The sequence below is a fragment of the Aeromonas sp. 3P genome, assembly GCF_051919745.1.
GTDB lineage: Bacteria > Pseudomonadota > Gammaproteobacteria > Enterobacterales > Aeromonadaceae > Aeromonas > Aeromonas veronii.
Genome location: NZ_JBQBED010000001.1, coordinates 1,207,216 through 1,232,327 on the forward strand (window position 1 = coordinate 1,207,216; position 25,112 = coordinate 1,232,327).

General features: G+C 60.3%; 19 protein-coding genes. 8 read left to right on the top strand and 11 right to left on the bottom strand.

Going from position 1 to position 25,112, the window contains the following annotated elements; all coding sequences use genetic code 11:
• Positions 1-53: 53 nt before the first annotated feature.
• The 5 genes from ACTG19_RS05385 to ACTG19_RS05405 all read right to left on the bottom strand — a co-directional run bounded on the left by ACTG19_RS05385 (position 54) and on the right by ACTG19_RS05405 (position 8,457).
• The gene (locus tag ACTG19_RS05385; protein WP_236768565.1) at positions 54-902 is read right to left on the bottom strand and encodes an NAD-dependent epimerase/dehydratase family protein; all 849 of its coding nucleotides are present in this window, start codon (positions 900-902) and stop codon (positions 54-56) included.
• 111 nt (positions 903-1,013) lie between these two features.
• Positions 1,014-2,060 carry a GIY-YIG nuclease family protein gene (locus ACTG19_RS05390; RefSeq protein WP_236768564.1) on the bottom strand — a complete coding sequence of 349 codons (1,047 nt, stop codon included), beginning with the start codon at positions 2,058-2,060 and terminating at the stop codon, positions 1,014-1,016.
• A gap of 249 nt (positions 2,061-2,309) precedes the next feature.
• The gene (gene nifJ, locus ACTG19_RS05395) at positions 2,310-5,885 is read right to left on the bottom strand and encodes a pyruvate:ferredoxin (flavodoxin) oxidoreductase (RefSeq protein WP_439988837.1); all 3,576 of its coding nucleotides are present in this window, start codon (positions 5,883-5,885) and stop codon (positions 2,310-2,312) included.
• A complete protein-coding gene (locus ACTG19_RS05400) occupies positions 5,882-7,528 on the bottom strand; it encodes an NAD(P)-binding protein (RefSeq protein ID WP_439988838.1) in 1,647 nt (548 codons plus the stop codon). Before ACTG19_RS05400 ends, nifJ begins: the two co-directional genes overlap by 4 nt.
• 176 nt (positions 7,529-7,704) lie before the next feature.
• Complete coding sequence (locus ACTG19_RS05405; protein WP_005337880.1) at positions 7,705-8,457, bottom strand: substrate-binding periplasmic protein; 753 nt, start codon at positions 8,455-8,457, stop codon at positions 7,705-7,707.
• A 125-nt stretch (positions 8,458-8,582) separates the two neighbouring features.
• Here ACTG19_RS05405 and ACTG19_RS05410 point away from each other — a divergent pair, with 125 nt between their 5' ends.
• Positions 8,583-10,385, top strand: coding sequence for an MOSC N-terminal beta barrel domain-containing protein (locus ACTG19_RS05410; protein WP_439988839.1), 1,803 nt, complete (start codon positions 8,583-8,585; stop codon positions 10,383-10,385).
• Between the two features lie 222 nt (positions 10,386-10,607).
• A complete protein-coding gene (locus ACTG19_RS05415) occupies positions 10,608-12,320 on the top strand; it encodes a methyl-accepting chemotaxis protein (RefSeq protein ID WP_439988840.1) in 1,713 nt (570 codons plus the stop codon).
• A gap of 77 nt (positions 12,321-12,397) precedes the next feature.
• Here ACTG19_RS05415 and htpX read toward each other — a convergent pair whose 3' ends face one another.
• From htpX to bioB, 5 genes are all read right to left on the bottom strand, one after another.
• On the bottom strand, positions 12,398-13,270 hold the full coding sequence (gene htpX, locus ACTG19_RS05420) for a protease HtpX (protein ID WP_005337890.1): 873 nt from the start codon (positions 13,268-13,270) through the stop codon (positions 12,398-12,400).
• A 113-nt stretch (positions 13,271-13,383) separates the two neighbouring features.
• Entirely contained in the window at positions 13,384-14,061 is a 678-nt protein-coding gene (bioD, locus tag ACTG19_RS05425; protein WP_005337893.1) for a dethiobiotin synthase, read from the bottom strand.
• A 60-nt stretch (positions 14,062-14,121) separates the two neighbouring features.
• Positions 14,122-14,937 (bottom strand): malonyl-ACP O-methyltransferase BioC, encoded by an 816-nt coding sequence (gene bioC / locus ACTG19_RS05430; protein ID WP_439988841.1) that lies wholly within the window; start codon positions 14,935-14,937, stop codon positions 14,122-14,124.
• Positions 14,930-16,126 (bottom strand): 8-amino-7-oxononanoate synthase, encoded by a 1,197-nt coding sequence (bioF, locus tag ACTG19_RS05435; protein ID WP_113738779.1) that lies wholly within the window; start codon positions 16,124-16,126, stop codon positions 14,930-14,932. Before bioF ends, bioC begins: the two co-directional genes overlap by 8 nt.
• Complete coding sequence (bioB, locus tag ACTG19_RS05440; protein WP_439988842.1) at positions 16,123-17,211, bottom strand: biotin synthase BioB; 1,089 nt, start codon at positions 17,209-17,211, stop codon at positions 16,123-16,125. The genes bioF and bioB overlap by 4 nt, the downstream gene beginning before the upstream one ends.
• A gap of 193 nt (positions 17,212-17,404) precedes the next feature.
• On the opposite strand from bioB, the gene bioA reads away from it, so the two are divergent.
• Positions 17,405-18,679, top strand: coding sequence for an adenosylmethionine--8-amino-7-oxononanoate transaminase (gene bioA, locus ACTG19_RS05445; RefSeq protein ID WP_421264291.1), 1,275 nt, complete (start codon positions 17,405-17,407; stop codon positions 18,677-18,679).
• A gap of 176 nt (positions 18,680-18,855) precedes the next feature.
• Positions 18,856-19,668, top strand: coding sequence for a HAMP domain-containing protein (locus ACTG19_RS05450; RefSeq protein ID WP_439988843.1), 813 nt, complete (start codon positions 18,856-18,858; stop codon positions 19,666-19,668).
• A 9-nt stretch (positions 19,669-19,677) separates the two neighbouring features.
• On the opposite strand, the gene ACTG19_RS05455 is transcribed toward ACTG19_RS05450, so the two are convergent.
• The gene (locus ACTG19_RS05455) at positions 19,678-20,022 is read right to left on the bottom strand and encodes a hypothetical protein (protein ID WP_113738783.1); all 345 of its coding nucleotides are present in this window, start codon (positions 20,020-20,022) and stop codon (positions 19,678-19,680) included.
• Positions 20,023-20,222: 200 nt separating this feature from the next.
• Between ACTG19_RS05455 and asnS the strand changes: the two genes are divergently transcribed.
• From asnS to ACTG19_RS05475, 4 genes are all read left to right on the top strand, one after another.
• Positions 20,223-21,623 (top strand): asparagine--tRNA ligase, encoded by a 1,401-nt coding sequence (gene asnS / locus ACTG19_RS05460; protein WP_043818544.1) that lies wholly within the window; start codon positions 20,223-20,225, stop codon positions 21,621-21,623.
• A gap of 110 nt (positions 21,624-21,733) precedes the next feature.
• The gene (locus ACTG19_RS05465) at positions 21,734-22,489 is read left to right on the top strand and encodes a substrate-binding periplasmic protein (RefSeq protein WP_064338337.1); all 756 of its coding nucleotides are present in this window, start codon (positions 21,734-21,736) and stop codon (positions 22,487-22,489) included.
• A gap of 374 nt (positions 22,490-22,863) precedes the next feature.
• Positions 22,864-24,207 carry an anaerobic C4-dicarboxylate transporter gene (locus tag ACTG19_RS05470; RefSeq protein WP_005337916.1) on the top strand — a complete coding sequence of 448 codons (1,344 nt, stop codon included), beginning with the start codon at positions 22,864-22,866 and terminating at the stop codon, positions 24,205-24,207.
• Positions 24,208-24,379: 172 nt separating this feature from the next.
• Positions 24,380-25,036: a hypothetical protein gene (locus tag ACTG19_RS05475; protein WP_113738784.1), complete on the top strand. Its 657-nt coding sequence runs from the start codon at positions 24,380-24,382 to the stop codon at positions 25,034-25,036.
• The last annotated feature ends 76 nt before the right edge of the window (positions 25,037-25,112 follow it).

Here is a 25,112-nt window from a genome sequence, read left to right on the forward strand (position 1 = left end):
CTCTCTCTCATGGATGGCGGCATGATAGGGGGCGATCACCCCCTTGGCAAACCTCAATTGCCCGAGGCGGCGAGCTCGGCAAACCAGTGGGCCGGATCGGGCCAGCGATAGTTGAATCCCATCTGCTGGCAAATCAGCTGACCGTCGATGGGCTGAAATTCACCGGCAGGCTCGATAAAGACCGGCACGGGCAATCCCTGCTGACGCGCCGCAAAGGGGTAGAACTGCTCGCGGCGCGGATGCACCGGCGCGCTCAGGTTGAAGACATCCCCGTCCTTGCCCCGCTCCAGCAGCAAGATGCAAGCCGCCACCACATCGTCCAGATGGACCAGATTGACCGACTGGGCGCCGCCATCGAGAGTCTTGCCCGCAAGGAAACGGCCGGGATGGCGATCCGGGCCATAAAGGCCGGAGGGGCGCACTATCATCACCGTCTCGAAACCGGCTGCCAGCACCGCCTGCTCCGCCGCCAGCATCCGCTCGCCACGGGCATGGCGCGGTTTGGGCTGCTCACCCTCTTCTTGACCCGCCCCCCATACCGAGGTGGCACTGACAAACAGCACCCGCCGGGTGCCACTCGCTTTGGCCAACGCGCAGGCCTTTGCCACCGCCTGCGGGTAGTCATCGGTCTTACTCGGCGGTACGCAGATAACCAACGATTCGCAGGGGATGGGCCACGGCGCGTTTTGATCAGCAACGGGCATCTCGGCAGAGCCCATATTGGCAGAGATGGTCAGCGGATGGGCGTTGATCCCCTCCCCCTGCAGACGGGCCGCCTTCTCGGCGCTGCTGACCGTCACCACCACCTGCTTGCCTGCCGCCAGCAGGGCCCGCGCCAGCGGCAGCCCGAGCCAACCCGCCCCCAGAATGCCGATCGTCCCGGCTACATCTTGCTCTGTCATGGTCGCCTTCTTATCTATCTAACGAAAGTAGAACATATATTCATGAGAATATATTACGACAAAATTATTTAGTACAAAATAGAGTTTATATACACGCATATATGAATATTATTATATTGCTTTATTAGCATAAATTGCTTCCAGTACCCAATCATATACGTGTTGTAGTTCTGAAATTTTCCTTTTTATGTTATCCTCAATGTTGCCATCGATACTTAAAAATGCCCAAATCGTTAAATGCGGGGATATATCTTTTTTTAGCTTTCGACCATCTGACTCTAGTGTTACGGGATAGTTTCTTTTCCTACCACGAAAACTTTTATTTTCATCAAGACAAGTTAAAGCTTCGTCTAAAATCGAACCCCATATTTTCCGATTAAGTTCTGACAATAGATATTCACGGCCCCCTAAAAACCTCTCCCTAATATTTAATCTTGAGGCTCCTTGCCAAGCATCACGTGAAAATCGAATAACAATATCATTTGAACTTTCTATTTTTGACTTTAATTTTTCTATATCAGGATTATTCAATATGAATGGAGTAATTAGCCACCGCCCAGTCTTTGCACTACCTTCTAGATTAACACCTATTCTTACTTTACCAGTTTCCGTATCTACAGAAATATTCCATTGGACTCCTTCTCGTCCATCACTCATGCCAAATATTGGTCGATTTAATTGTCCAAAAGGCCTACCTTTTACATTGAGGCATGATGAAAAAATCTGGAGAAGCTCTACGTATCGTGAATCAATTCGCTGAAAATGATACTTACGTTTCCCCCCTCTATTATCTGACTCTGCATCAAGGCTGGAATCAATTCCCTCTGGAACACGCACTCTTTTTATGTTTGTTTGATTTTCAAGAATAGAAATTATTGCAACATGCGCATCATCAGCACTTAAGTTAAAAAACTCGCGTCCTTTTTGGCGTAATGGAGCTAGTTTCGAATGAACTAGAGATTCAAATTCCTTGCATTTATCCACGACTATGGAATAGGCTACCACCCATATAAAGTCCCCCGTAGCACCGCTATTTATTTCATTACACCTCTCATATGGTGTTCTTGTCGTCATACCAATTTTACATACAGGTAAATTTATGTCTTTCACCTCTAAAATGTAAACATAACCACTACTATTATCTACTGGCTTATCCATTCATTCCCTTCTATTAAATTAGTTGTCACATGAACAATAAAACCCTTTAACAACCCTCTAGCCTTACAAATCACACTCTATATTTTTTGAGCCATAGTTTCCACTACATCAATAATATCGAGGATATGCTTCCACATAAATCCGACTTGCAGACAAAAATATTAATACCGTACCTCAATTGTACCCTAATCATGTCTATTTAAAAAAGCGGGCCAATGGCCCGCTTGGTTATATTTTGCTCACCCATCCTCACACCGGCGGATGGAAATGGCTGGCTTCGCGGGTGGCCATCTCCTCGTAGGTGGCCCACTTCTGCCACGCCACTTTTTGCGCCACCTGCATCAGCCGTTCGGCCTCCTCCGGATGGCTCTGGGCCAGCACCCGATAACGGGTCTCCTCCTGCCGGTATTCAGCAAGGGGAATGGTGGGGCGCAGGCTGTCGAGGCTGAAGGGGTTCTGCCCCGCACTGCGCAATACCGGGTTGTAGCGCATCAGCGGCCAGTGACCGGAGGCCACCGCGCGTTTTTGCTGGGTCAGGCCAAACTCCATATCGATGCCGTGGGCGATACAGTGGCTGTAGGCGATGATAAGCGACGGGCCCGGATAGGCTTCGGCCTCACGCAAGGCCTGCAGCGCCTGCTGCGGATTGGCACCAAAGGCGATGCGGGCCACATAGACGTTGCCGTAGGAGATGGCCTGCAACGCTACATCCTTCTTGGCCAGCGTCTTGCCCCCCGCCGCGAATTTGGCGACGGCACCGAGCGGGGTCGATTTCGACATCTGGCCGCCGGTGTTGGAGTAGACCTCGGTATCCATCACCAGCACGTTCACATCGCGCCCGGAGGCGAGCACATGATCGAGCCCCGATGAACCGATGTCATAAGCCCAGCCATCGCCGCCGATGATCCAGACCGAACGGCGCACCAGCTGATCGATGAGTGACAGCAGCTCGCGGGCCTTGCCGGATTTCACCTCTTCCAGCCGCTCGCGCACTTGCGCGACCCGGGTGCGCTGGGCGCGGATCTCCGACTCCAGCCGCTGTGGGGCGCTAATCAGGGTATCGACCAGCTCTGCGCCCAGCTCTCCCTTCATCGCTTCGAGGGCCGCCACCGCCTGACCGTGATGCTGATCGGCGGTGAGACGAAAACCAAAGCCGAACTCGGCGTTGTCCTCAAAGAGGGAGTTGGACCAGGCGGGCCCCTTCCCTTCGCCGTTCTTGGCCCACGGTGTGGTCGGCAGGTTGCCGCCATAAATGGAGGAGCAACCGGTGGCGTTGGCCACTAGCATGCGATCGCCAAACAGCTGGGTCAGCAGCTTGAGATAAGGTGTCTCGCCACAACCGGCGCAGGCACCGGAGAACTCGAACAGGGGTTCGAGGAACTGGGCACCGCGCACCGTGGAGAAGTCCACCCGCTCGCGAGCAGGCCAGGGCAGGCTCTCGAACCAGCGCAGCGCCTGTTTCTGGCCAGCGAGATGCGGCGCCTTGTCCATCATGGCGATGGCGCGCTCGCCCTCATGACTCTCATCCGCTCCGACCCGCACCGGACAGGCCTGCACGCACTGGCCGCAGCCGGTGCAATCCTCCGGATAGAGCTGCAAGGTGTAGCGGCTGTCGGGGAAGCCCTTGGCGGTGACGGGCACCGACTGCGCTGCCTCGGGGGCGGTCGCCAGCCAGTCCTGATGGTAGAACTTGGCCCGCAGCGCCGCGTGGGGGCAGACAAAGACGCAGTTGCCGCACTGGATGCAGATATCGGAGTGCCAGATCGGGATCTCGCGGGCGATATCCCGCTTCTCGAAGCGGCTGGTGGCAGTGGGGTAAGTGCCATCCACCGGCAACATGGAGACGGGGATCAGATCGCCGCGCCCCGCCAGCATCTCGCCAGTGACCCGCTGGACAAACTCGCTGCCACCCGGTGCCAGTGGCAACGGATAGTCGCTGATCTGCTCGTCACCGGCCGGGATCACCACCTTGCAGAGGTGAGCCAGGGTATCGTCCACCGCCGCGAAGTTACGCTCGACCACCTCGGGTCCCTTGCGGGCATAACTCTTCTCGATGCTCTCCTTGATCAGCGCAATGGCCTCATCCCGTGGCAACACCCCTGCCAGCGCGAAGAAGCAGGTCTGCATAATGGTGTTGATGCGATTGCCCATGCCGTTTTGCTCGGCCACCCGATCCCCATCGATGCAGTAGAGCTGGATATTGAGGGCGCGAATACGGGCGCGCAGCCGCTCGGGCAGCTCAGCCCAGACTCGTTCAGCCTCGTAGGGGGCATTGAGCAGCAGGGTCGCCCCTTCCGCGGCGTGCTCCAGCAAGTCTACCGACTCGACAAAACCCCACTGGTGGCAGCCGATAAAGCTCGCCTGCTCGATAAGCCAGGGGGCGTCGATGGGCTCGGGGCCAAAGCGCAGGTGGGAGACGGTGCGCGAGCCCGACTTCTTGGAGTCATAGACGAAGTAGCCTTGGGCGTGGAAGCCCTCCAGCTCGCCGATGATCTTGATGCTGTTCTTGTTGGCACCAACCGTGCCGTCGGCGCCGAGACCGAAGAAGAGCGCCCGCACCCGGCTGGCAGGCTCAAGATCACCGATGGGATGCCATGCCAGACTGAGGCCCGACACGTCATCGACAATCCCCACGGTAAAGCGGGGGCGCGGCGCATCGGATGCCAACTCCTCGAACACCGCCGCGCACATGGCGGGGGTGAACTCTTTGGACGAGAGGCCGTAACGGCCGCCACTGAGCCAGGGCAGCCGCTTGATAAGGCCGCGCTGCAAACCGTCGATAAGGGCGCTCTGCACATCCAGCAGCAGCGGCTCACCGCCCGCCCCCGGCTCCTTGGTGCGATCCAGCACCGCCATGCGCCGCACGCTCTGCGGCAGCGCATCGAGCAGCGCCTGTACCGGGAAGGGGCGATAGAGGCGAATGACCAGTACCCCGGTCTTTCGATCCTGCCGATTGAGCCAATCCACAGTGGTACGGGCAGTAGCCGCCCCCGAGCCCATCAGCACGATGACGTCGGTGGCATCGGGCGCGCCGTGGTACTCCACCAGCCGGTAGTGGCGGCCGGTCAGCTCGCCGAGATTGTCCATGCATTGCTGCACCCGCGCCGGTACCGCTTCGTAGAAGGGGTTGACGCTCTCGCGGGATTGGAAATAGGTATCCGGGTTCTGGGCGGTGCCACGCATCACCGGATGATCCGGGTTGAGGGCCCGCGCACGGTGGGCGCGCACCCAATCGTTGTCGATAAGAGCGCGAATTTCATCCCGATGCAGCGCGGTGATCTTGTTCACCTCGTGGGAGGTGCGAAAGCCGTCGAAAAAGTGGATAAAGGGCACCCGGCACTGCAGGGGGACGCTGTGAGCGACCAAGGCCAGATCCTGCGCCTCCTGCACCGAGCCGGAGGCAAGCATGGCAAAGCCGGTGCTGCGCGCCGCCATCACATCCTGATGGTCGCCAAAAATCGACAGCCCCTGCGCTGCCAGCGAACGGGCCGCCACATGGAACACCGCCGAGGTCAGTTCACCGGCGATCTTGTACATGTTGGGCAGCATCAGCATCAGCCCCTGACTGGCGGTGAAGGTGGTGGCGAGCGCCCCCGCCTGCAGGGCGCCGTGTACCGTGCCTGCCGCCCCCCCTTCGCTTTGCATCTCCACCACTGTGGGAATGTTGCCCCACAGGTTGGTCTGCCCCTCCGCCGCCCAGGCATCGGCCAGTTCGGCCATGGTCGAGCTCGGGGTAATGGGGTAGATGGCACACACTTCGCTCAGCTGGTAGGCCACCCGGGCCGCGGCTTCGTTGCCGTCGACCATGATCAGTTCATGTTTCATTGGGACTCCTCCGGTTGGCGCAGCTCGATGGCGTGACAAGGGCACTGGTCGTGACAGGCACCGCAGCCGGTGCAGCGCTCGGCATCCACCTGATAGCCCTTGCCCGGCCCCAGCTTGGCGATGGCCTGCTCGGGGCAGCTGCCATAGCAGCCGTCGCACTCGAAGCAGTTGCCGCAGGAGTAGCAGCGCGCCGCCTCGTAGCGGGCGGCCACCTCATCCAGCCCGCCGATGATCTCGCCAAAGTCATCCCGCGCCCATGCCGGTTTGACCGGCTGACTGCTGGCCGGGGCGTGGGTCTGGAACCAGAGTTGCAACTGCTCTGGCCCCACCAGCGGGTAGGAGACCATCTTTTGGTAGTGGCGACCGCGCAGCCAGGCATCCATATGGCGCGCCGCCTTCTTGCCATGGCCGGTGGCGATGGTGACGGTGCGCTCGGAGGGCACCATGTCGCCGCCCGCAAACAGACCCGGCACATCCGTCATCAGGTTGCCAGCCACCTGCACCACTCCCTCCTTGTTGACCCGCACGCCGGGAATGCTCTCCAGCACCGAGAGGTCGACCTCCTGACCGAGCGCCAGAATAAGGGAGTCTGCTTCGAGGGTTTCAAACTTGCCGGTGGGCACCGGCTTGCCCTCGGTATCCAGCGCCATCACCTCCACCTCGATGTTGGTGTTGTCGAGCTGGCGGATGCTGCGCAGCCAGTTGATCTTGATCCCCTCCTCCTCGGCCTCGTCGGCTTCAAAGGCGTGAGCCGGCATATGGTCCCGGTCACGGCGGTAGATGATCATCGCCTCTTCCACACCGAGGCGACGAGCGGTACGGGCAGCATCCATGGCGGTGTTGCCGCCGCCGTAGATGGCCACCCGCCGTCCCAGTTTGGGGGGTGGCAAGCCCTGCTCTTCGGCCAGACTGGCCTGTTCGAGGAAACTCACCGCATCGAGGATCTTGCCCGCTTCCCGGGCCGGAATATCGACCCGCTTGGCCAGATGGGCGCCGATGGCCATAAAGACGGCGTCAAAGCCCCCCTCATCGCGCTCGCGCAGCACATCCTCCACCTTGTGGTTGAGGGTCAGGGTCACCCCGGCCGCCACGATGCGGGCCACCTCCCGATCCAGCACATCGCGGGGCAAGCGGTAGGCGGGAATACCAAAGCGCAGCATGCCGCCGGCAAGCGGCCCCGCTTCGCGGATCTCCACCTGATGGCCGAGCCGGTTGAGGTGCCAGGCGCAGGAGAGGCCGGAGGGACCGGCGCCTATGACCAGCACCTTCTTGCCGCTGGCAGGGGCAGGGTTTGCGGGCTGCCAACCACGGGCCAGCGCCTCGTCGCCGAGGAAACGCTCGATGGCATGGATAGAGACGGATTCATCCACCTGACCGCGGTTGCAGGCGCTCTCGCAGGGGTGATAGCAGACCCGGCCATGAATGGCGGGCAAGGGGTTCTCTTCGATCAGGGTCTGCCAGGCCGCCTCAAAACGGCCGGCCTGCGCCAAAGAGAGCCAGGCCTGGATATTTTCTCCGGCCGGGCAGGCGTGATTGCAGGGTGGCAGGGCCGGCCGCCAGACGGGTAGCCGAGTACGCACCGGGCCTGTTCCCGTTTTCAGGGAGAGATCCGGCAATGGGGTCATGTCCAGTTGTTTGCTCATACATTGCTTTCTTCTTTTTGTGTGACAGGCCCCACCCGATGGCGCTTGATACCGTGTAGCCGAAGCGGACGGTGGCCGGATGGGGAAGAAGCGAAAGCGTTAGAAACTGGGAACTGAGTCGATAATGGCCGCTTTTTTGTACTGATTAGCGAATCAGGATCAAAAAATGTTGCACTTTATGGTTCATAGAGACCAGAACGTGACTCAAGTAACATCTTCTCCAGCTGACCGCTGGCTTTCAGTTTGGCGAGCCCCCGATTGAAGGTTTTGATCAGTTCGTCAGCATTGGCGCGCTTTCGGCTGATCAGCAGGTGACCTTCAACTTTCATGACTGGTTTTGAATGGGTTGCAAAGAGATCGACCGTGCTGGCCGGGTAGAACTGACGCAGGGAGTAGTAGCCGACATCGATGTTCTCCAGGGTCAGGTCAGCGCGGCCGGAGAGCAGCAGATCAAAGCTCTGGCGCAGTCGGGTGACGAACTGCACCTGCAGCGGCACCTGCGCGATGGCTGCAAAAAAATCTGCATTGTAGGTATAGCCACTGACCGCAGCCAACTTGCGATCCGCCAGATCCTGATAGCCACGCCATTCCAGCGGATCTGACTTGAGATAGAACCAGACGTAGGTCTCGCTCAGGATGGGATCGCTGTAGAGATGGGTTTTGCGCCGCTCGCTCGACTCATACCAGTGGACAGTGCCATCCACCACCCCCTCCTCCGACAAGCGAAAGGCCCGCTTCCAGGGAAGAAACTGGAACTTGACGCTTACCCCTTCACTCTTGAACGCCTCGCTCACCACATGAGGGATAAGCCCCTGATATTTCAGCGTCTCGGAGCAGTAAGGGGGATACTCTCCCGTGGTCAGGGTCAGCTCCTGCGCCCAGAGCCCGTGGCAAAAAAGGCTCCCCGCCAGCAACCAGCTTATTTTCATCCCGATGCCCTCTTGTTCTGTTTTCCCAACTATAGACCGCCCCCCTGAAAGGATTGCCGGATCGCCGGGGAACCGTTATGTTCCACTTTTTCCAGGCGAACGCGCCGCGTCACAAGGATATGAAGATGCCCAGGCTAGACAGCATTCACCTCTACCCCATCAAATCGACTGCAGGTATGCCGCTGGCTCGCGCCCGGGTGACCGAAGAGGGACTGGCAGGGGATCGCCGCTACATGGTGGTCAAACCGGACGGCACCTTTATCACCGCCCGAACCCATCCCCAACTGCAACAGGTCGTGGCCACCCCCATCGAAGGGGGCTTGCAACTGCGCTATCCGGGCTTTGAACCGCTCACCCTGCAAGAGGCAGACTTTAGCCGCACCCCGCAAGCTACCGGAGTCTGGAGCGACCGTTTCACCGCCCTGCACACCGACCCCAAAGCCGATGGGTGGCTAAGCCGGGTGACAGGGGAGACGGTGCAACTGCTCTGGCTGGGTGAAACCTCTGATCGCTTTCGCGAGAAGACCGGCACCCGGGTCAGCTTTGCCGACGGTTATCCGCTGCTGCTGATAAGCCAGGCATCCCTTGAGGATCTCAATCTGCGCTCCGATGCGCTGCACCAGATGAGCCAATTCCGCACCAATCTGGTGGCAAGCAATACCCAGCCCTTCGAGGAGGACAGCTGGGTGCGTATCCGCATCGGCGAAGTGGAATTTAAAGTGGTCAAGCCCTGCAGCCGCTGCATCATGACCACGGTGGAAGCAGGCACCGATCGCTTCAACGCCCTGAAAGAGCCGCTGACCACCCTCACCCGCTACCGCCGTGGCGAGGATGGCGAGGTCTACTTCGGCCAGAATCTGGTGGCGCTGAACGAGGGGTGGATTGAGGCAGGCAGCGAGATAGAAGTGCTGGAGCGTACCCGTCCGGTAGTCTATCCCGCCGCCGCTCCGAAGAAGCGCGAGCTGGTCTGCGTGGCCCGCGAACCGCTGGCGCGGGATCTGGAGACCTTCTGGTTCGAAGCCGCCGATGGCGAGCCTCTGCCCGACTACCTGCCTGGCCAGCATCTGCCCATCAGCCTCGATATCAAAAACGAGAGGATTCAACGACGCTATACCCTGAGCTCCACGCCGGATCACCCGGAGCGTTACAGCATCAGCGTCAAAAAGGTGGAGGGTGGCCGCATCTCCCACTGGCTGCACCAGCAGTTGCAGGTGGGTGATCGGCTGCTGGCCGCCAACCCCGCTGGTGAGTTTCACTTAGGGTCCGAGCGCAATCTACTGTTGCTCTCCGCAGGCTCCGGCGTCACCCCCATGCTGGCGATTGCCAGCACCCTGGCGCTACGCGGGGAGCTGGAAGAGGTTCACTTTATGCACCTGTGCCGCAGTGAAGCGGACATTCCCGCCGCCAGCGAACTGCACGCAATGGCGCAGCAGGGGATGACCCTCACCATTATCCTGAGCCAGCCGGACAATCACTGGCAGGGGCTGCAAGGGCGACTCAATGATGAGCATCTGCAACTGGTCAAAGGGCTGGCCGAAAAAGAGGTCTTTATCTGCGGCCCCCACGGCTTTATGGCCGATGCTGCCGCCAAAGTTGCGGCCCTCGGCGTTCCGGCCGCGCGTATTAAACAGGAGAGTTTTGGCGGCGCCATTCTCTCGGTGGCCCGCCCCCATCAGGCGGTGCAACTGCGTATCGGCGCCCAAGCCTTTACCGGCAACAATCAGGGCACTGTGCTGGATCAGGCCAACAAGCAAGGTGTAGAGCTGCCATGGAGCTGCCGCGCCGGCATCTGCGGCAGTTGCAAACAGACGCTGATCTCGGGCGAGGTGGATCACCCCGACGCTCCCGCCATCACCGCCGCCGAGCGGGCGGAGGGCAAGATCCTTGCCTGCTGCGCCGTGCCGCTCACCGACCTTGAAATCCTATGATCGGGTGATCGGACCGCATTAACTCACGCCACCCCAGATGACCGGGGAATTGACCCCGGTCATCTTTATCCACACTTGTTCACCTGACCCGCCCTTAATTTGTCCCCACGGCCTTCATCAGTTAGTTTCCCTTCCTATACTCTCAGAGCAAAAAGCCTTGCCAGCCATTGACTTGGCGATGCTCCATACGACACTCAGCCATAGGGAAAGGACGCCCATACCATGGAACAGAACAAGCCCGCCTTTCAGCTCAACCTGCTGCTATCCGTCATCACCCTGATCCTGCTGTCACTGGTGTTTTTCGCCTACAGCTGGGCGGGTAAACAACTGGAAGAGAGTTATCGACAACAATATGTCTCCTACCTGCTGGCCGACGAACTGCGCCAATCCTCTGATGATCTGACCCGACTCGGGCGCACCTACGTCATCACCAAGGATCCAGCCTACGAACAGCAGTACCTGCGGATCCTGGCCATTCGCAACGGCGAGCAGCCGAGACCGGATGGCTACAACCGTATCTACTGGGACTTTGTCGCCGCCAACGGCCAGAATCCCCGCCCCGACAGCAATGTTCGCCGTGGCCTGATCGACCTGATGAAGGATGCCGGTTTCACCGACGGTGAGCTCGCCAAACTGAACGAGGCCAAAAACAACTCGGATGCGCTGGTCAACACCGAGGTCGCCGCCTTCAAGCTGGTACAGCAGACCGATGGCGATCTGGTTGCCAACCAGCAAAAAGCCATCGCCATGATGCATGACAAGGCCTATCACCAGAACAAGGGGCGCATCATGTCCCCCATTGATGACTTCTACGTGATGATGGAGCAGCGCAACCATGAGGCAGTCGAGAGCGCCATCGCCAATACCGACATGCTGCGCTATCTCTTTATCGCCCTCGGTCTGGTGTTGATGTTCTTCCTCTGGCGCACCTATCGCTCCCTGCTCGATCTGGTGGGCACCTCGGTCGAACAGCTCAAGACCGATCTCCATATGATGGCGGAAGGGGACTTCTCGCGCCCCATCAAGGTGCCGCCAGGATCGAAAGAGAGCCTGATCGGTCTGCTCGGCGGCATGCAGACCACCCTCAAGGGGATCATCGCCAAGGTCTCCCACTCCACCGAGGAGTTATCCCACTCTGCCGACAGCATCGCCCAGATCGCCGAGCAGACCGCCCAGTTTGCTACCGATCAGCAAACCAGCACCCAGACCATGGCCGCCGCCATCGAGGAGCTGGTGGTGAGCATCAGTCACCTCTCCGACAACGCCACCCATGCCGACGAACTGAGCAAGGTCTCAGCCAATACCCTGGAGGAGGGATCAGGGGTCATTAAAGAGACGCTCGGCAGCATCGAGAATATCTCCACCACTGTGGGGGATGCAGCCAGCACCATCTCCGAGCTCAACGGCCATACCCAGCAGATTTCGGAGATCATCGGGGTGATCCGCGGCATCGCCGATCAGACCAACCTGCTGGCCCTCAACGCGGCCATCGAGGCGGCGCGGGCCGGTGAACAGGGTCGCGGCTTTGCGGTGGTGGCCGACGAGGTGCGCAATCTGGCCAGCCGCTCGGCGGCGTCAACCCAGCAAATCACCGGGATGATCAGCAAGATCCAGAGCGGGGCCGATGCCTCCATCCGCAGCATGGAGAACACGGTCAACAACGTCTCTCGCGGTGTCACGCTGGCCAACCAGACCGGCGAGGCGATCGCCAGCATCCAGAGCCACGCCTCCAACCTCACCGGTCTGATGGGGGAGATCAGCCACACCCTGCGCGAGCAGTCCACCGCCGCCAACGAGGTGGTCTCTACCGTCGGCAACATCACCTCTCTCTCCGAGCAATCGGGGGATGCCGCCCGTCACGTATCTCAAGAGGCGGCCAAGCTCAAGCAGCTGTCACGGGTACTGCGCCAGGAGATGGGACACTTCAAGCTTTAAAGAACGCTGAAAAGCAAAACGGCTGCCCGAAGGCAGCCGTTTTTTATGCGGGGTTATCCCCCGTCATTCAGTATCTATCAACCACGCAGGGCGGCGATACGCTGCTCGATGGGCGGGTGGCTCATGAACAGCTCGCTCATGGAGCGCTTGCCGTTGATGCCAAAGGCCATCATGGAGCCTTCCAGCTGCGGCTCGGCACCGCGGGAGAGGCGCTCAAGGGCGGCAATCATCTTGTCGCGACCGGCCAGCTTGGCGGCACCGGCATCGGCACGGAACTCACGCTGACGGCTGAACCACATGACGATGATGGAGGCCAGAATGCCGAACAGCATCTCCAGCACGAACACGGTGATCATGTAAGCAAAACCGCCGGTGCTGCTGCTCTCTTCCTCGTTGTTGGAGCTGAAGAAGTTGCTGATCACGCCAGCCACGATACGGGCGAAGAACATCACGAAGGTGTTCACTACACCCTGGATCAGGGTCAGGGTCACCATGTCGCCATTGGCCACGTGGCTAACCTCGTGGGCCAGTACCGCTTCCGCCTCGTCACGGCTCATGCTGTAGAGCAGGCCGGAGGAGACAGCCACCAGCGAATCATCGCGGCGGGCGCCGGTCGCAAAGGCGTTCATCTCGGGAGAGTCGTAGATCCCCACTTCCGGCATCTTGATACCCGCTTCGCGGGCCTGACGGGCCACAGTGCTCACCAGCCAGTGCTCGGTCTCGTTACGGGGTTGCTCGATGACCTGGACGCCATAGCTGCGCTTGGCCATCCACTTGGACATCAGCAAGGAGATAAAGGAACCCCCAAAACCGAACACGGCACAGAACACCAACAGCCCGGAAATGCTGGACTTGTTGATCCCCAGAACCGAGAACAGGATATTGAGTACCACCCCCAGCACCAGCATGACGGCCAGGTTGGTCACCAGGAATAGCATAATTCGCTTCATATAGACTCCTTGTGAAGATAAGGGACATGACCGGGGATCACTCGGGATCCCCACCTGATCATGTTAATGTCGACATTCTAGGGAGATTCGATGAATGTTCGCTGAATATGCCGTCAAAGTAGCGGCGAGATATCGAGACGCCCCTGCAAATCGGCTTCAAGCGGATTGTTTATAAACGGAATTTCGCCGAGGAAGGGGGCAGGCAGCAAGCCCCTCAGGGTGTCCAGATTTTCCTGATAATGGCTCATGGAACCATGGAGCCGATTAATTACCCACCCCGCCACCGGCAGCTGATCATTGCGAATGGCGGCAAAGGTGAGCAGCGCATGATTGAGGCAACCCAGCTTGGCCCCCACCACCATGATCACCGCCATGTTCTCCTGCTTGACCCAGTCCGACAGCAGATGCTTGCGATCGAGCGGCAGATACCAGCCCCCCGCCCCTTCCACTACCGCCAGCTCGGCCCCGGCCTGTTCAATCTTGCGTAGCCCCTCGCTCAACCCCTGCATAGTGATGGGCTGGCGCGCCTCGCTGGCGGCGATATGGGGCGCAATCGGCGGCTCATAGGCGAACGGATTGACCACCTCATAGGGCAGCGGCAGGCTCGCCGCCTCCTGCAACAGAACGGCATCCAGGTTGCGCAGCCCGTCCGGAGTGCGAGCACATCCGGCCGAGACCGGCTTGTAACCCGCGCACTTGATTCCCTGTGCGCTAAATTCGCGCAGCAGGGTGCGCGCCACCAGCGTCTTGCCCACATCGGTATCGGTGCCGGTGATAAAGAATGATTTCATACGGTTCTCTCCTTGACAGGGGGTGGCACACTGCCCTGCAAACTCTGTGGTTCCCGGCGCTCAACGAGGCTTGCTGAGGCGGCCGAGGCACACTCGATAACTGGCGACCAGCCTGCCATCGGGCTGGCGAAACGCCTCATACGCCTGAGCCAGCTGCTGCAATCTGGCGCGACCGCTTAGACCGGCCGGGGCGGCACTCCCCTGATTGTCATTGACCTGATTGGCCCCAATCCCCTTGAGATCGCGCAACAGCTGCGGCAATTCAAGATAGGCGAGATCCCAAGTGATACAACGCAGCTCGGGAGCAGATACCCCGGCGCTCGCCAGCGCCTGCTCCAATTGTGGCAGGCTGAGGAAGCGATTGACATGGGCGCGACCATCAAGCTGCTGCCAGGCGGCTCGCAACTGCCAGAGCGACTCATCGAGCAGGGTCGAGAAAAAGATCTGGCCGCCCGGTTTGACCACCCGCAGCAGCTCGCCAAAAGCCTGGGCCGGACGCTCGCACCACTGCAGCGCCAGACTGGAGAAAACCCAGTCGAACGTGCTGTCGGCGAAAGGAAGCTGCTCCGCATCGCCGCAGAGCAGGCGAGCACCGCTGTCACGCAAGGCGGCCTGCGCCAGCATGCCGGGGGCGAGATCCAGCCCCACCAGCTGGTGACAACGGTTCGCCAGTTGGGGCAAGAAAAAGCCGGTACCGCAGCCCAGATCCAGCCCGCTCACCGTCAGATCAGTGCCAACCGGCCTGCTCGGCATCCATTCCAGCAGCGCCTGACCCACCTCCTGTTGAAAGCGGGCATGGGCATCGTAATGACGAGCGGCGGCGCCGAAGCGACGAGCAAGCTGCGCCTTGTCGACCGTTTGAAAACGCTCAGTCATGGTGAGCCTCCCCAAGCGGTGTAACTGCTGGGCAGACCCCCAAGGCATCGAGCAGGCGATCCACATCCTGCTCGCGGTGAGCCGCGCTCAGGGTAATACGCAGCCGAGCCGTAGCGACTGGCACAGTGGGCGGGCGGATGGCGCTCACCCAGACGCCGCATTCGCGCAGCCGTTCAGCCAGTTGCAGGGCAACACTGCTCTCCCCCACCAGCAGCGGCTGAATGGGAGTGTCGCTCGCCCCCAACTGCCAGCCCAACGACTGCCCCCCTTGTCGGAAGTGGGCAATCAGCTGGCCAAGATGGGCACGGGCATCATCAGCGGCGCGCACCAGTTCGATGCTCTTGCTCACCGCACAAGCCTGCGCAGCCGGCATATGGGTGCTGTAGACATAGTGGCGGGCGAAGTTGGCCAGATAATCCACTAGCTCACGGCTGCCGCCGACAAAGGCGCCAGCGACGCCAAGCGCCTTGCCAAAAGTGCCCATCTGGATGTGTACGCTGGCAGGAGGAACCCCTTGCGCCGCCAGGGTACCGCGCCCCTCGGATCCCAGCACACCGAGACCGTGGGCATCGTCGATCATCAACCAGTTGCCGCTCTGGGCGGCGAGGGTTGCAAGCTCGCGCCAGGGGGCCTGATCCCCGTCCATGCTGAACACCCCCTCCGAGACAATCAGTCCGCGATTTGGCTCAAGCTGCCGTGCAAGGGCCGCCATATTGTTGTGGCCAAAGCGCTTCATCTTGCAAGGGAGCTGGCTGCCCATCTCCTGCAAAGAGGCGTGGTTGAGTTTGTCCTGCCACAGCAGGTGCTCCTTGCCGAGCAGCGCTTTGAGCACCGCCTGATTGGCGGAAAAACCGCAGTTGAACAGCAGCACCGCCTCCACCCCGAGCCACTCGGCCAGAGTCTCCTCAAGCTGTTGGTGGGCACGGCTGTAACCGGTCACCAGCGGCGAAGCACCAGCGCCCGCGCCATAGCGCTCAATCCCCGCGTTGAAGGCGGCCTTGATGGCGGGATGATCAGCCAGCCCCAGATAGTCGTTGGCGGAAAAGTTGAGGTAGTCGCGCCCTGCAACCCTGAGCCGCCCGCCACTCGCGCCATCGGTCGCGATGCGGTTGCGCAGCAGGCCGACCTGCTCGCGCCCGGCCAGCGCCGCGCTCAACCCAAAGGGGCCCGTTACTGCAGGGCCGCTCATGAGCGCGCAGCCCCTGCACGGGGGCGGGTGGCGTCATAAAACATCTCGGCAGGCTCGCTCTGGCGACTCACCTCGGCCAGCAGTTCCTCTTCTTGAACCTTATCCGGCTTCTGGGCCCGCTGGGCAGGGCGAATGCCGAGCCGCTTGAACAGCTGCATATCGCTGTTTTCGTCCGGGTTGGGGGTGGTCAGCAACTTGCAGCCATAGAAAATGGAGTTGGCCCCGGCCATAAAACACATGGCCTGCATCTGCTCATTCATCTTCTCCCGCCCGGCTGAGAGGCGCACATGGGAGGCGGGCATCATGATCCGTGCCACGGCGATGGTGCGGATAAATTCGAACGGATCGAGGTTCTCCTGATCCTCCAGCGGCGTTCCCTTCACCTTGACCAGCATGTTGATGGGCACACTCTCCGGGTGGCGCGGCAGGTTGGCGAGCGCCATCAAGAGGCCCGCACGGTCTTTGGCCTGCTCGCCCATGCCGACGATACCGCCGGAGCAGACCTTCATGCCGGCGCTGCGCACATGCTCCAGGGTATCGAGCCGATCCTGATAGGTGCGGGTGGAGATGATCTCGCCGTAAAACTCCGGCGATGTATCGAGGTTGTGGTTGTAGTAATCAAGCCCCGCAGCGCCAAGACGCGCCGCCTGATCGGCGGTGAGCATCCCCAGCGTCATGCAGGTCTCCATGCCGAGCCCGCGCACCTCCTCGATCATCCGGATGATGTAGGGCATGTCCTTCTCTTTGGGATTGCGCCAGGCGGCCCCCATGCAGAAACGGGACGAGCCGTTGGCCTTGGCTTCGCGGGCCCGCTCCAGCACCTTCTCCACCTCCATCAGCCGCTCGGCCTCAAGACCGGTGTGGTAACGGGCGCTCTGGGGGCAATATTTGCAATCTTCCGGGCAGGCACCGGTCTTGATGGAAAGCAAGGTGCTCACCTGCACTTCGTTCGGGTCAAAGTGAGCGCGGTGGACAGTCTGGGCCTGAAACAGCAGATCGTTGAACGGCAGGGCAAACAGGGCCTGAACCTCGGCGAGGGTCCAGTCATGGCGAAGGGCGTGACCGCCCGCGGTGAGAGCATTCATACATGGCTTCCGGTTGTTATTAGTGGGATCCTGCGCCCGCCATCTTGGGATGGACGGCCACAAAACCCGCCGCCGGGCCCGCGCGCTCAGGGTTATGCGCAGTGCCAAGTGGCTGAAATTGTTGGCTAGTGTAGAGAGCACGCGTAGACTGTCAACACCGACCAGATCAAACCAATTGACAACAGAACAACAAATGACCAATCAAGAATTCGACCTGCACCACATCTGGCACCCCTATACCTCCCTCACTCACCCCCTGCCCTGCTATGAAGTGGCCAGCGCCAAAGGGGTGACCATCACCCTCAGCGACGGCCGTGAACTGGTGGATGGCATGAGCTCCTGGTGGGCTTGCGTGCACGGCTATCAGGTGCCGGAGTTGGACGCCGCCGCCACCGCCCAGCTCGGCAAGATGTCTCACGTGATGTTTGGCGGGCTGACCCACACCCCGGCGGTCGAGCTCTGCCGCAAACTGGTGGAGATCACTCCGAAGGGGCTTGATCGGGTATTTCTGGCCGATTCCGGCTCGGTGGCAGTGGAAGTGGCACTCAAGATGGCCCAGCAGTACTGGCATGCCAAGGGGACGCCCAGAGCCAAATTTGTCGCCCTGCGCAGCGGTTATCACGGCGACACCTTTGGCGCCATGAGCGTCTGCGATCCCGATGGCGGCATGCATGAGCTCTACAAAGGGTTTCTGCCGGAACACTATTTTGTCGATGCGCCGAGCTGTCGCTTCCACGCCGAGTGGGATGAGCAGTGCGTAGTGGAGCTGGCGACACTCATGGCGGATCATCACGAGGAGATCGCCGCCATCGTGCTTGAGCCCATAGTACAGGGCGCTGGCGGCATGCGCTTCTATCACCCCCGCTATCTGCAGTGGGTGCGCGCCCTGTGCGACGAATTCGGCGTGCTGCTCATAGCTGACGAGATTGCCACCGGCTTTGGCCGCACCGGCCAGCTGTTTGCCTGCGACTGGGCGGGGATCAGCCCCGACATCATGTGTCTGGGCAAGGCGCTTACCGGCGGCTACCTCACCCTCTCGGCGACCCTGACCACCGAGCATGTCGCCCGCACCATCTGTGACGGCAAGGCCGGCGTCTTTATGCACGGCCCCACCTTTATGGGCAACCCGCTCGCCTGCGCGGTGGCCAACGCCTCCATCGATCTGCTGCTGGCCTCACCGTGGCAGGAGCGGGTGCGCACCATCGAGCATCAGCTGCGAACAGAACTGGTAGAGCTGACCCTGCACCCGGCGGTCGCGGATGTGCGGGTGCTCGGCGCCATCGGGGTGGTGGAGATGAAAGAGCGGGTGGATGTAGCGCGCATCCAGCGCAAGTTTGTCGAACTGGGCGCCTGGATCCGCCCCTTTGGCAAGCTGGTCTACCTGATGCCCCCGTTCGTCATCACCCCTGAAGAGCTGCGGGTATTGACCGGCGCCATCCGTCAGGCCATCACCGAAGGCGAGTTTTAAGGCATGCAGCGGGCGGCCATCGCAGCCGCCCGTTTGACTACCGGCATTTGATATATAAAGAGGGCAACTTTATCCACTTCAGTGCAGTTTCACTTGCCGTAATGTGAGCAAAACACCAGACCTGAGGCCCCAAGAGGGGTAAACTGCTGCGGTTTTACCATCAAGAAAGACTGCTCATGCGCCTCTCCATTGCTGCCAAAATCAACTTTTTCCTGCTCTTCATCTTCTCCATGGTACTGGTCTTCTCCGCAGCCTATCAGGCGGTGCGCGAGCGCGATCTCATCCTGAGCCTCATCAAGGAGCAGAGTCAGGAGCAGACCGAAGCCTACTTCGACGGTCTCAACATGCTGATGCTGACTGGCAAAATGGATGCCCGCGATACCCTGCGCGCCAAGTTTCTCGACCATGCCCATGTGGAGGATGCCCGCATCGTTCGTGGCGACGCGGTGAGCAAACAGTTCGGGCCGGGACGGGAGACCGAACAGGTAAAGGATGAGTTTGATGAGCTGGCACTGGCGGGCAAAGGGAGCCTGGAGGTGGTGCACAACGGCATGCACAGCCGTCTGGTGGTAACCCGACCGCTGCAGGCCAAGAAGGATTTTCGCGGCACCGACTGCACCAGCTGTCATCTGGTGCCGGAGAACACTGTGTTAGGAGCGGTGCGCTTTGACTACTCCCTCGATTCGCTGTTTACCCGGGTCGAGCAGAATATTCTCACCTCGGCGCTCATTCTCACCGGCATCTTCGGGATGGGACTGCTGCTGACCCTCTGGGTCATCCGCACCTGGATCGTGCGCCCTCTCAACCAGTTGACCCGCTCCATGGAAGAGGCCACCGACCTGCACGACTTCGGTCACCGGCTGGAGGGGGATGACGGCGACGAGATTGGCCGGGTGGCGGTGGCCTACAACCAGATGCTCGACAGTGTGGAGCGCCAGCTCGGCAAACGCACCAAGGCCAGCAGGCAGGAGCCGGATCAGCCCCGCTAAGACGAACGCTTAACCGACGTAGTAGAAGAGCAAGCTGGCGATCAGCACCAGTAGCAGGATGGCCAGATTGACATGCCGGGAGTCATCCTGACGGCGGCTGCGCTTGCGCTCCAGCAGCAACACCACCAGCGTCAGGGCGCAGCAGCTCCAGAGCCCGTAGACCAGCCATGGGGTAAGGGCCGGGTCCCAATAATCGCGCACCTCGATCCCGCCATAGACCAGAAAACCGTAGGCAATTTCGGGACGGGCATAGTGGTAAAGGGAGAGCAGCACGATAAAGCCGCCCCAGCAGAGCATCACCAGCCCCTGTAACACCCGTGTCAGCCAATCTGGCCCATGCCGCCGATCTTTCACCCACCTCTCCTGCGCCCGTGACACTCTTGTTGAGTGAACCATGCCGAAAACCCCACCAGAGTCCGACATTTTTGCTTGTTTATCAAACCCGCGCGGGTAAGATTGACGGCTTAGTCTGCCATGGTGGGCCATCTGTGCCCGGGCCAGACTCCCTAGTGTTGCAAATAGCGCTGCAAGAACAAGCTGGAGACAATATTTCGATGACGCACGCATCCGTAGTAGATGTGCTGGCCGGTAAGTATCCGGTCGGCACCACCCAAACTGTCAAAGGGTGGATCCGGACTCGCCGTGATTCCAAGGCGGGGATCTCATTTTTGGCCATTTCCGATGGCTCCTGTTTCCATCCGGTACAGGCAGTTGTCCCCAATACCCTGGCCAATTACGAGAATGAAGTGCTGCGTCTGACCACTGCCTGCTCCGTGGAAGTGACCGGCGTGGTTGCCGCCTCTCAGGGCAGCGGCCAGGCTTTCGAACTGCAGGCGACCGAGGTGAAGGTAGTCGGCTGGGTCGAAGATCCGGACACCTACCCGATGGCCGCCAAGCGCCACAGCATCGAATACCTGCGTGAACAGGCCCACCTGCGCCCGCGCACCAACATCGTTGGCGCCGTGACCCGCGTTCGTCACTGCCTGGCGCAAGCCATCCACCGCTTCTTCCACGAAGAGGGTTTCCTCTGGGTTGCGACCCCGCTCATCACCGCCTCTGACACCGAAGGTGCCGGCGAGATGTTCCGCGTCTCCACTCTGGATATGGAAAACCTGCCGCGCACCGACGCCGGCAAGGTGGACTACAACGAAGATTTCTTCGGCAAAGAGGCTTTCCTGACCGTATCCGGCCAGCTGAACGCCGAAACCTATGCCTGCGCCCTCTCCAAGGTCTACACCTTCGGCCCGACCTTCCGCGCTGAAAACTCCAACACCAGCCGCCACCTGGCCGAGTTCTGGATGGTTGAGCCGGAAGTGGCCTTCAACGATCTGGAAGATAACGCCGCACTGGCCGAAGCCATGCTGAAGTATGTCTTCAACGCCGTACTGACCGAGCGTCGCGACGATCTGGAGTTCTTCGCCCAGCACGTGGACAAGGATGCCATCGGCCGTCTGGAGCGTTTCGTCTCCTCCGACTTCGCCCAGATCGACTACACCGACGCCATCGAAGTGCTGAAAAATTGCGGCAAGAAGTTCGAGTTCCCGGTCTCCTGGGGTATCGATCTCTCCTCCGAGCACGAGCGCTATCTGGCCGAGGAGCACTTCAAGTCTCCGGTGGTGGTGAAGAACTACCCGAAAGATATCAAAGCCTTCTACATGCGCCTCAACGACGACGGCAAGACCGTTGCCGCGATGGACGTACTGGCACCGGGCATCGGCGAGATCATCGGTGGTTCCCAGCGTGAAGAGCGTCTGGACGTGCTGGATGCCCGTCTGGCCGAGATGGGCCTGAACAAGGAAGATTACTGGTGGTATCGCGACCTGCGTCGCTTCGGTACCGTGCCGCACTCCGGCTTCGGTCTGGGCTTCGAGCGTCTGGTGGTCTACGTGACCGGCATGGGCAACGTCCGCGACGTGATCCCGTTCCCGCGTACTCCGCGTACCGCCGAGTTCTGATAAGCGGCATCTTGCCACTGCATTGCAAAAGCCGACCTGCGGGTCGGCTTTTTTATTGTCACCGTTATGGGTGATACTCAGGATCAACCGGCACAAGGAACTCGTCGCCTATGGGATATCGCCTGCTGCTCTCGCTACTGCTGTCCTGCATGCCTGTTCAACTGTGGGCCGAGCCCGTTCGTCTGACCACCCTGGAGTGGCCCCCCTACACCAGCCAGAGCCTGCCCGATGGCGGCCTCACCGGTCATATCGTCAAGCGTGCCTTTGCCGAGGCGGGACTGGAGGTGACATTCGACTTCTACCCCTGGCAGCGGGCAGTGCGGCTGGCGGCCGACCCGACCCAGCCTTATAGCGGCTATTTTCCCGAGTACCTCTCCGACACCCTGCCCACCCTGTGGCGCAGCTCCCCCAGCGTAGGCGACAGCGTGCTGGGCATGGCGCAGCGCTCAGGCCCCCCCATCCCCTGGCAGCAGCTCACGGAGCTCGCGCCCTACCGGATCGGCGTGGTGGAGGGATACGTCAACACCCGTGAATTCGATGCCCTGATGGCCAGCAAGCGCCTCAACACTGCCGCCGTCGATGCAGACCTGCTCAACCTGCGCAAATTGCAGCGCGACCGGCTCGATCTGGCGGTGATCGACCGGGATGTCTTTCACTGGCTCATCAACCATGATCGCAAGCTGAGCAGCGCCGGATTGCAATTTCACCCGAAGATCCTCGAACACAAGAGCCTGCACATCATGTTTCGTCCCGATCAGCAGGCGTTGCAGCAACGGGTGGCGCAGGCCATTGTCAGATTGGATATTGCCAAGCTGAGCGAAGATTATCAGCGCCGCTATCTGCAGCAAGCACCTGCGGCCAAGTGAGCCAACCCGCCGAAGTCAGCCCTTGCTGGCAAAAATAGCCTGAGCGCTTGCTTTTTCATCCTCTTCTGCCGCAATCGAGCCCTTTTTATGCCCCTCCCCTGTAGCCCTGTTGCCGCACTGTGCTGCCACCATGACCACCGGATGGCTTGGCCCCGAGTGATACCACTCTGTGACAAAAATAATCTTTTTGTTAGTACGTGGTTTTTAAGTGGTTTAATCAAAAATTCATCGAGTTATTGAAGTAACTCAATTTTTTCACTTTTTCAGGGGAGCAGAATAGCAACTAACCCTTTTGGGCTAAATAAAACAGACAATGACAATTCATGGTTCAGGCTACCCGCGGCAATATGGGTTGAATCACACGAGGTAACGGAATGATCTTGATGGAATTTTTAGTGGTACTCGGCTGCTTGCTGCTGGGTACCCGCTTTGGGGGCATGGGACTCGGTCTCATCAGTGGTATCGGTCTCTTCCTTCTGACCTTCGTCTTCGGCCTGGTGCCGGGCGAACCGCCTGTTCAGGTAATGCTGACCATTCTGGCGGTGATCGGCTGTGCCGCCACCCTGCAGACTGCCGGTGGCCTCAACCTGATGATGCAAGTGGCCGAGCGTCTGCTGCGCCGTCACCCGCAATACATCACTATCCTGGCGCCGCTCACCACCTGGACCCTCACCTTCCTGTGCGGTACCGGCCACGTGGTCTACACAATGTTCCCCATCATCGCTGACATCGCGCTGCAGAAGAACATCCGTCCCGAGCGCCCGATGGCTGTCGCCTCCGTTGCCTCCCAGATGGCCATCTGCGCCTCCCCGGTCTCCGTTGCCGTGGTCTCCATGGTTTCCATTCTGGCGGCCGGTCACGGTATCGGTCAGGCTTACGGCCTGCTCGACATCCTGATGATCGCCATCCCCTCCTCCCTGACCGGTGTCATCGTGGCTGCCCTGTGGAGCCTGCGTCGCGGCAAGGATCTGGACAAGGACGAAGAGTTCCAGGCCAAGATCAAAGACCCGGAGCAGCGTGCCTTCATCTACGGTGGTGGCGAAACCCTGCTTAACACCAAGTTCCCGAAAGAGGCCTACTGGTCAACCTGGATCTTCTTCGCCGCCATCGCTGCCGTGGTATTGCTCGGCGCTAACGAAGGTCTGCGTCCGGTGTTCACCATCAAGGACAAGACCGGCCCGCTCTCCATGAACCTGGTGATCCAGATGATGATGCTGATCGCCGGTGCCATCATCCTGATGCGCTGCAAGGTCAAGCCGGGCGAGATCGCCAACGGTGCCGTCTTCAAGGCAGGCATGGTCGCCATCTTCTCCGTATTCGGGGTTGCCTGGATGAGTGAGACCTTCTTCCAGGCCCACATGCCGCTGCTCAAAGAGACCCTGGCCCATGTGGTACAGGCCCAGCCCTGGACCTACGCCCTGGTGCTGTTCCTCATCTCCAAGCTGGTAAACAGCCAGGCCGCCGCCCTCACCGCCATCGCCCCCATGGGTCTGGCGCTGGGTGTCGAACCCAAGCTGCTGATCGCCTTCCTGCCGGCCAGCTACGGCTACTTCGTGCTGCCGACCTACCCGAGCGATCTGGCCTGTATCGGTTTCGACCGCTCCGGTACCACCCGCATCGGCAAGTTCATCATCAACCACAGCTTCATCATTCCGGGGCTGATCGGGGTGGTGACCTCCTGCTCACTGGGCTTTATCCTCACCAGCATCCTGCTCTAATCGCAGCGGCGTTTACCACGCCATTGCAATACAGGCCCCCGCTTCGGGGGCCTGCTTTTTCCCGCTCTGTTACCCCAACCATTTCCCCGCCGCCATTTCCGGACACAATGCCTTTACCTCTGCCCCTGCCGCTGGGTAGCATGCTCCCTCGTTCACCATTGGAATCTCATCCATGTCTCGCGTCATCCTGCTCTGGAGCGGTGGCAAAGATGCCATGCTGGCCCTCTGTCATGCCCGCCAAGCGGGCCATCAGGTGGTGGCACTGGCCACCTTTGCGCCGCCAGAGCCCCGATTTCTCGCTCACCCCTTGCCGCTGGTGCGCCGTCAGGCGGAAGCCCTCGGGCTGCCCCATCTGCTGGTCACCATAGAAGCGCCGTTCGATCTCGGTTATGAGTGGGCACTGGCACGGCTCAAGGAGGAGTGGCAACTCGATGGGGTAGTCACCGGCGATATCGACAGCGTGGGCGGTGCGCCTAACTGGATCCGCGAGCGCTGCCGCCCGCTTGGTCTCACCGTCCATACCCCGCTCTGGCAGCAATCTCGCCAAGCCTTGCTGGCGGATATGCTGGCCCGCGGCATCGTCGCCCACCTCTCCTGCATCGATACCCGGGTGCTGGCGCCGGAATGGGCCGGGCGAATGCTGGATGCGGCCACCCTGACCGAGTTGCAGCAACGGGCCGAGCACGAGGGCTTCGATGCCTGCGGCGAGCAAGGGGAGTACCACACCATGGTGACCGACGGCCCGGGCTTTGCCACCCCGCTGCGCCTCGATGGCTGGCAGGTGGCGCGGCAGGATCACCTGGCCTATCTGGCCGAACCGCAGGGGTAACGGCCGCAAGCCATCTGGCCAACTCACTCAGCTAGCGCGAAAAATCGAGATAAAAAAACGGGGGGCAACAGCCTCC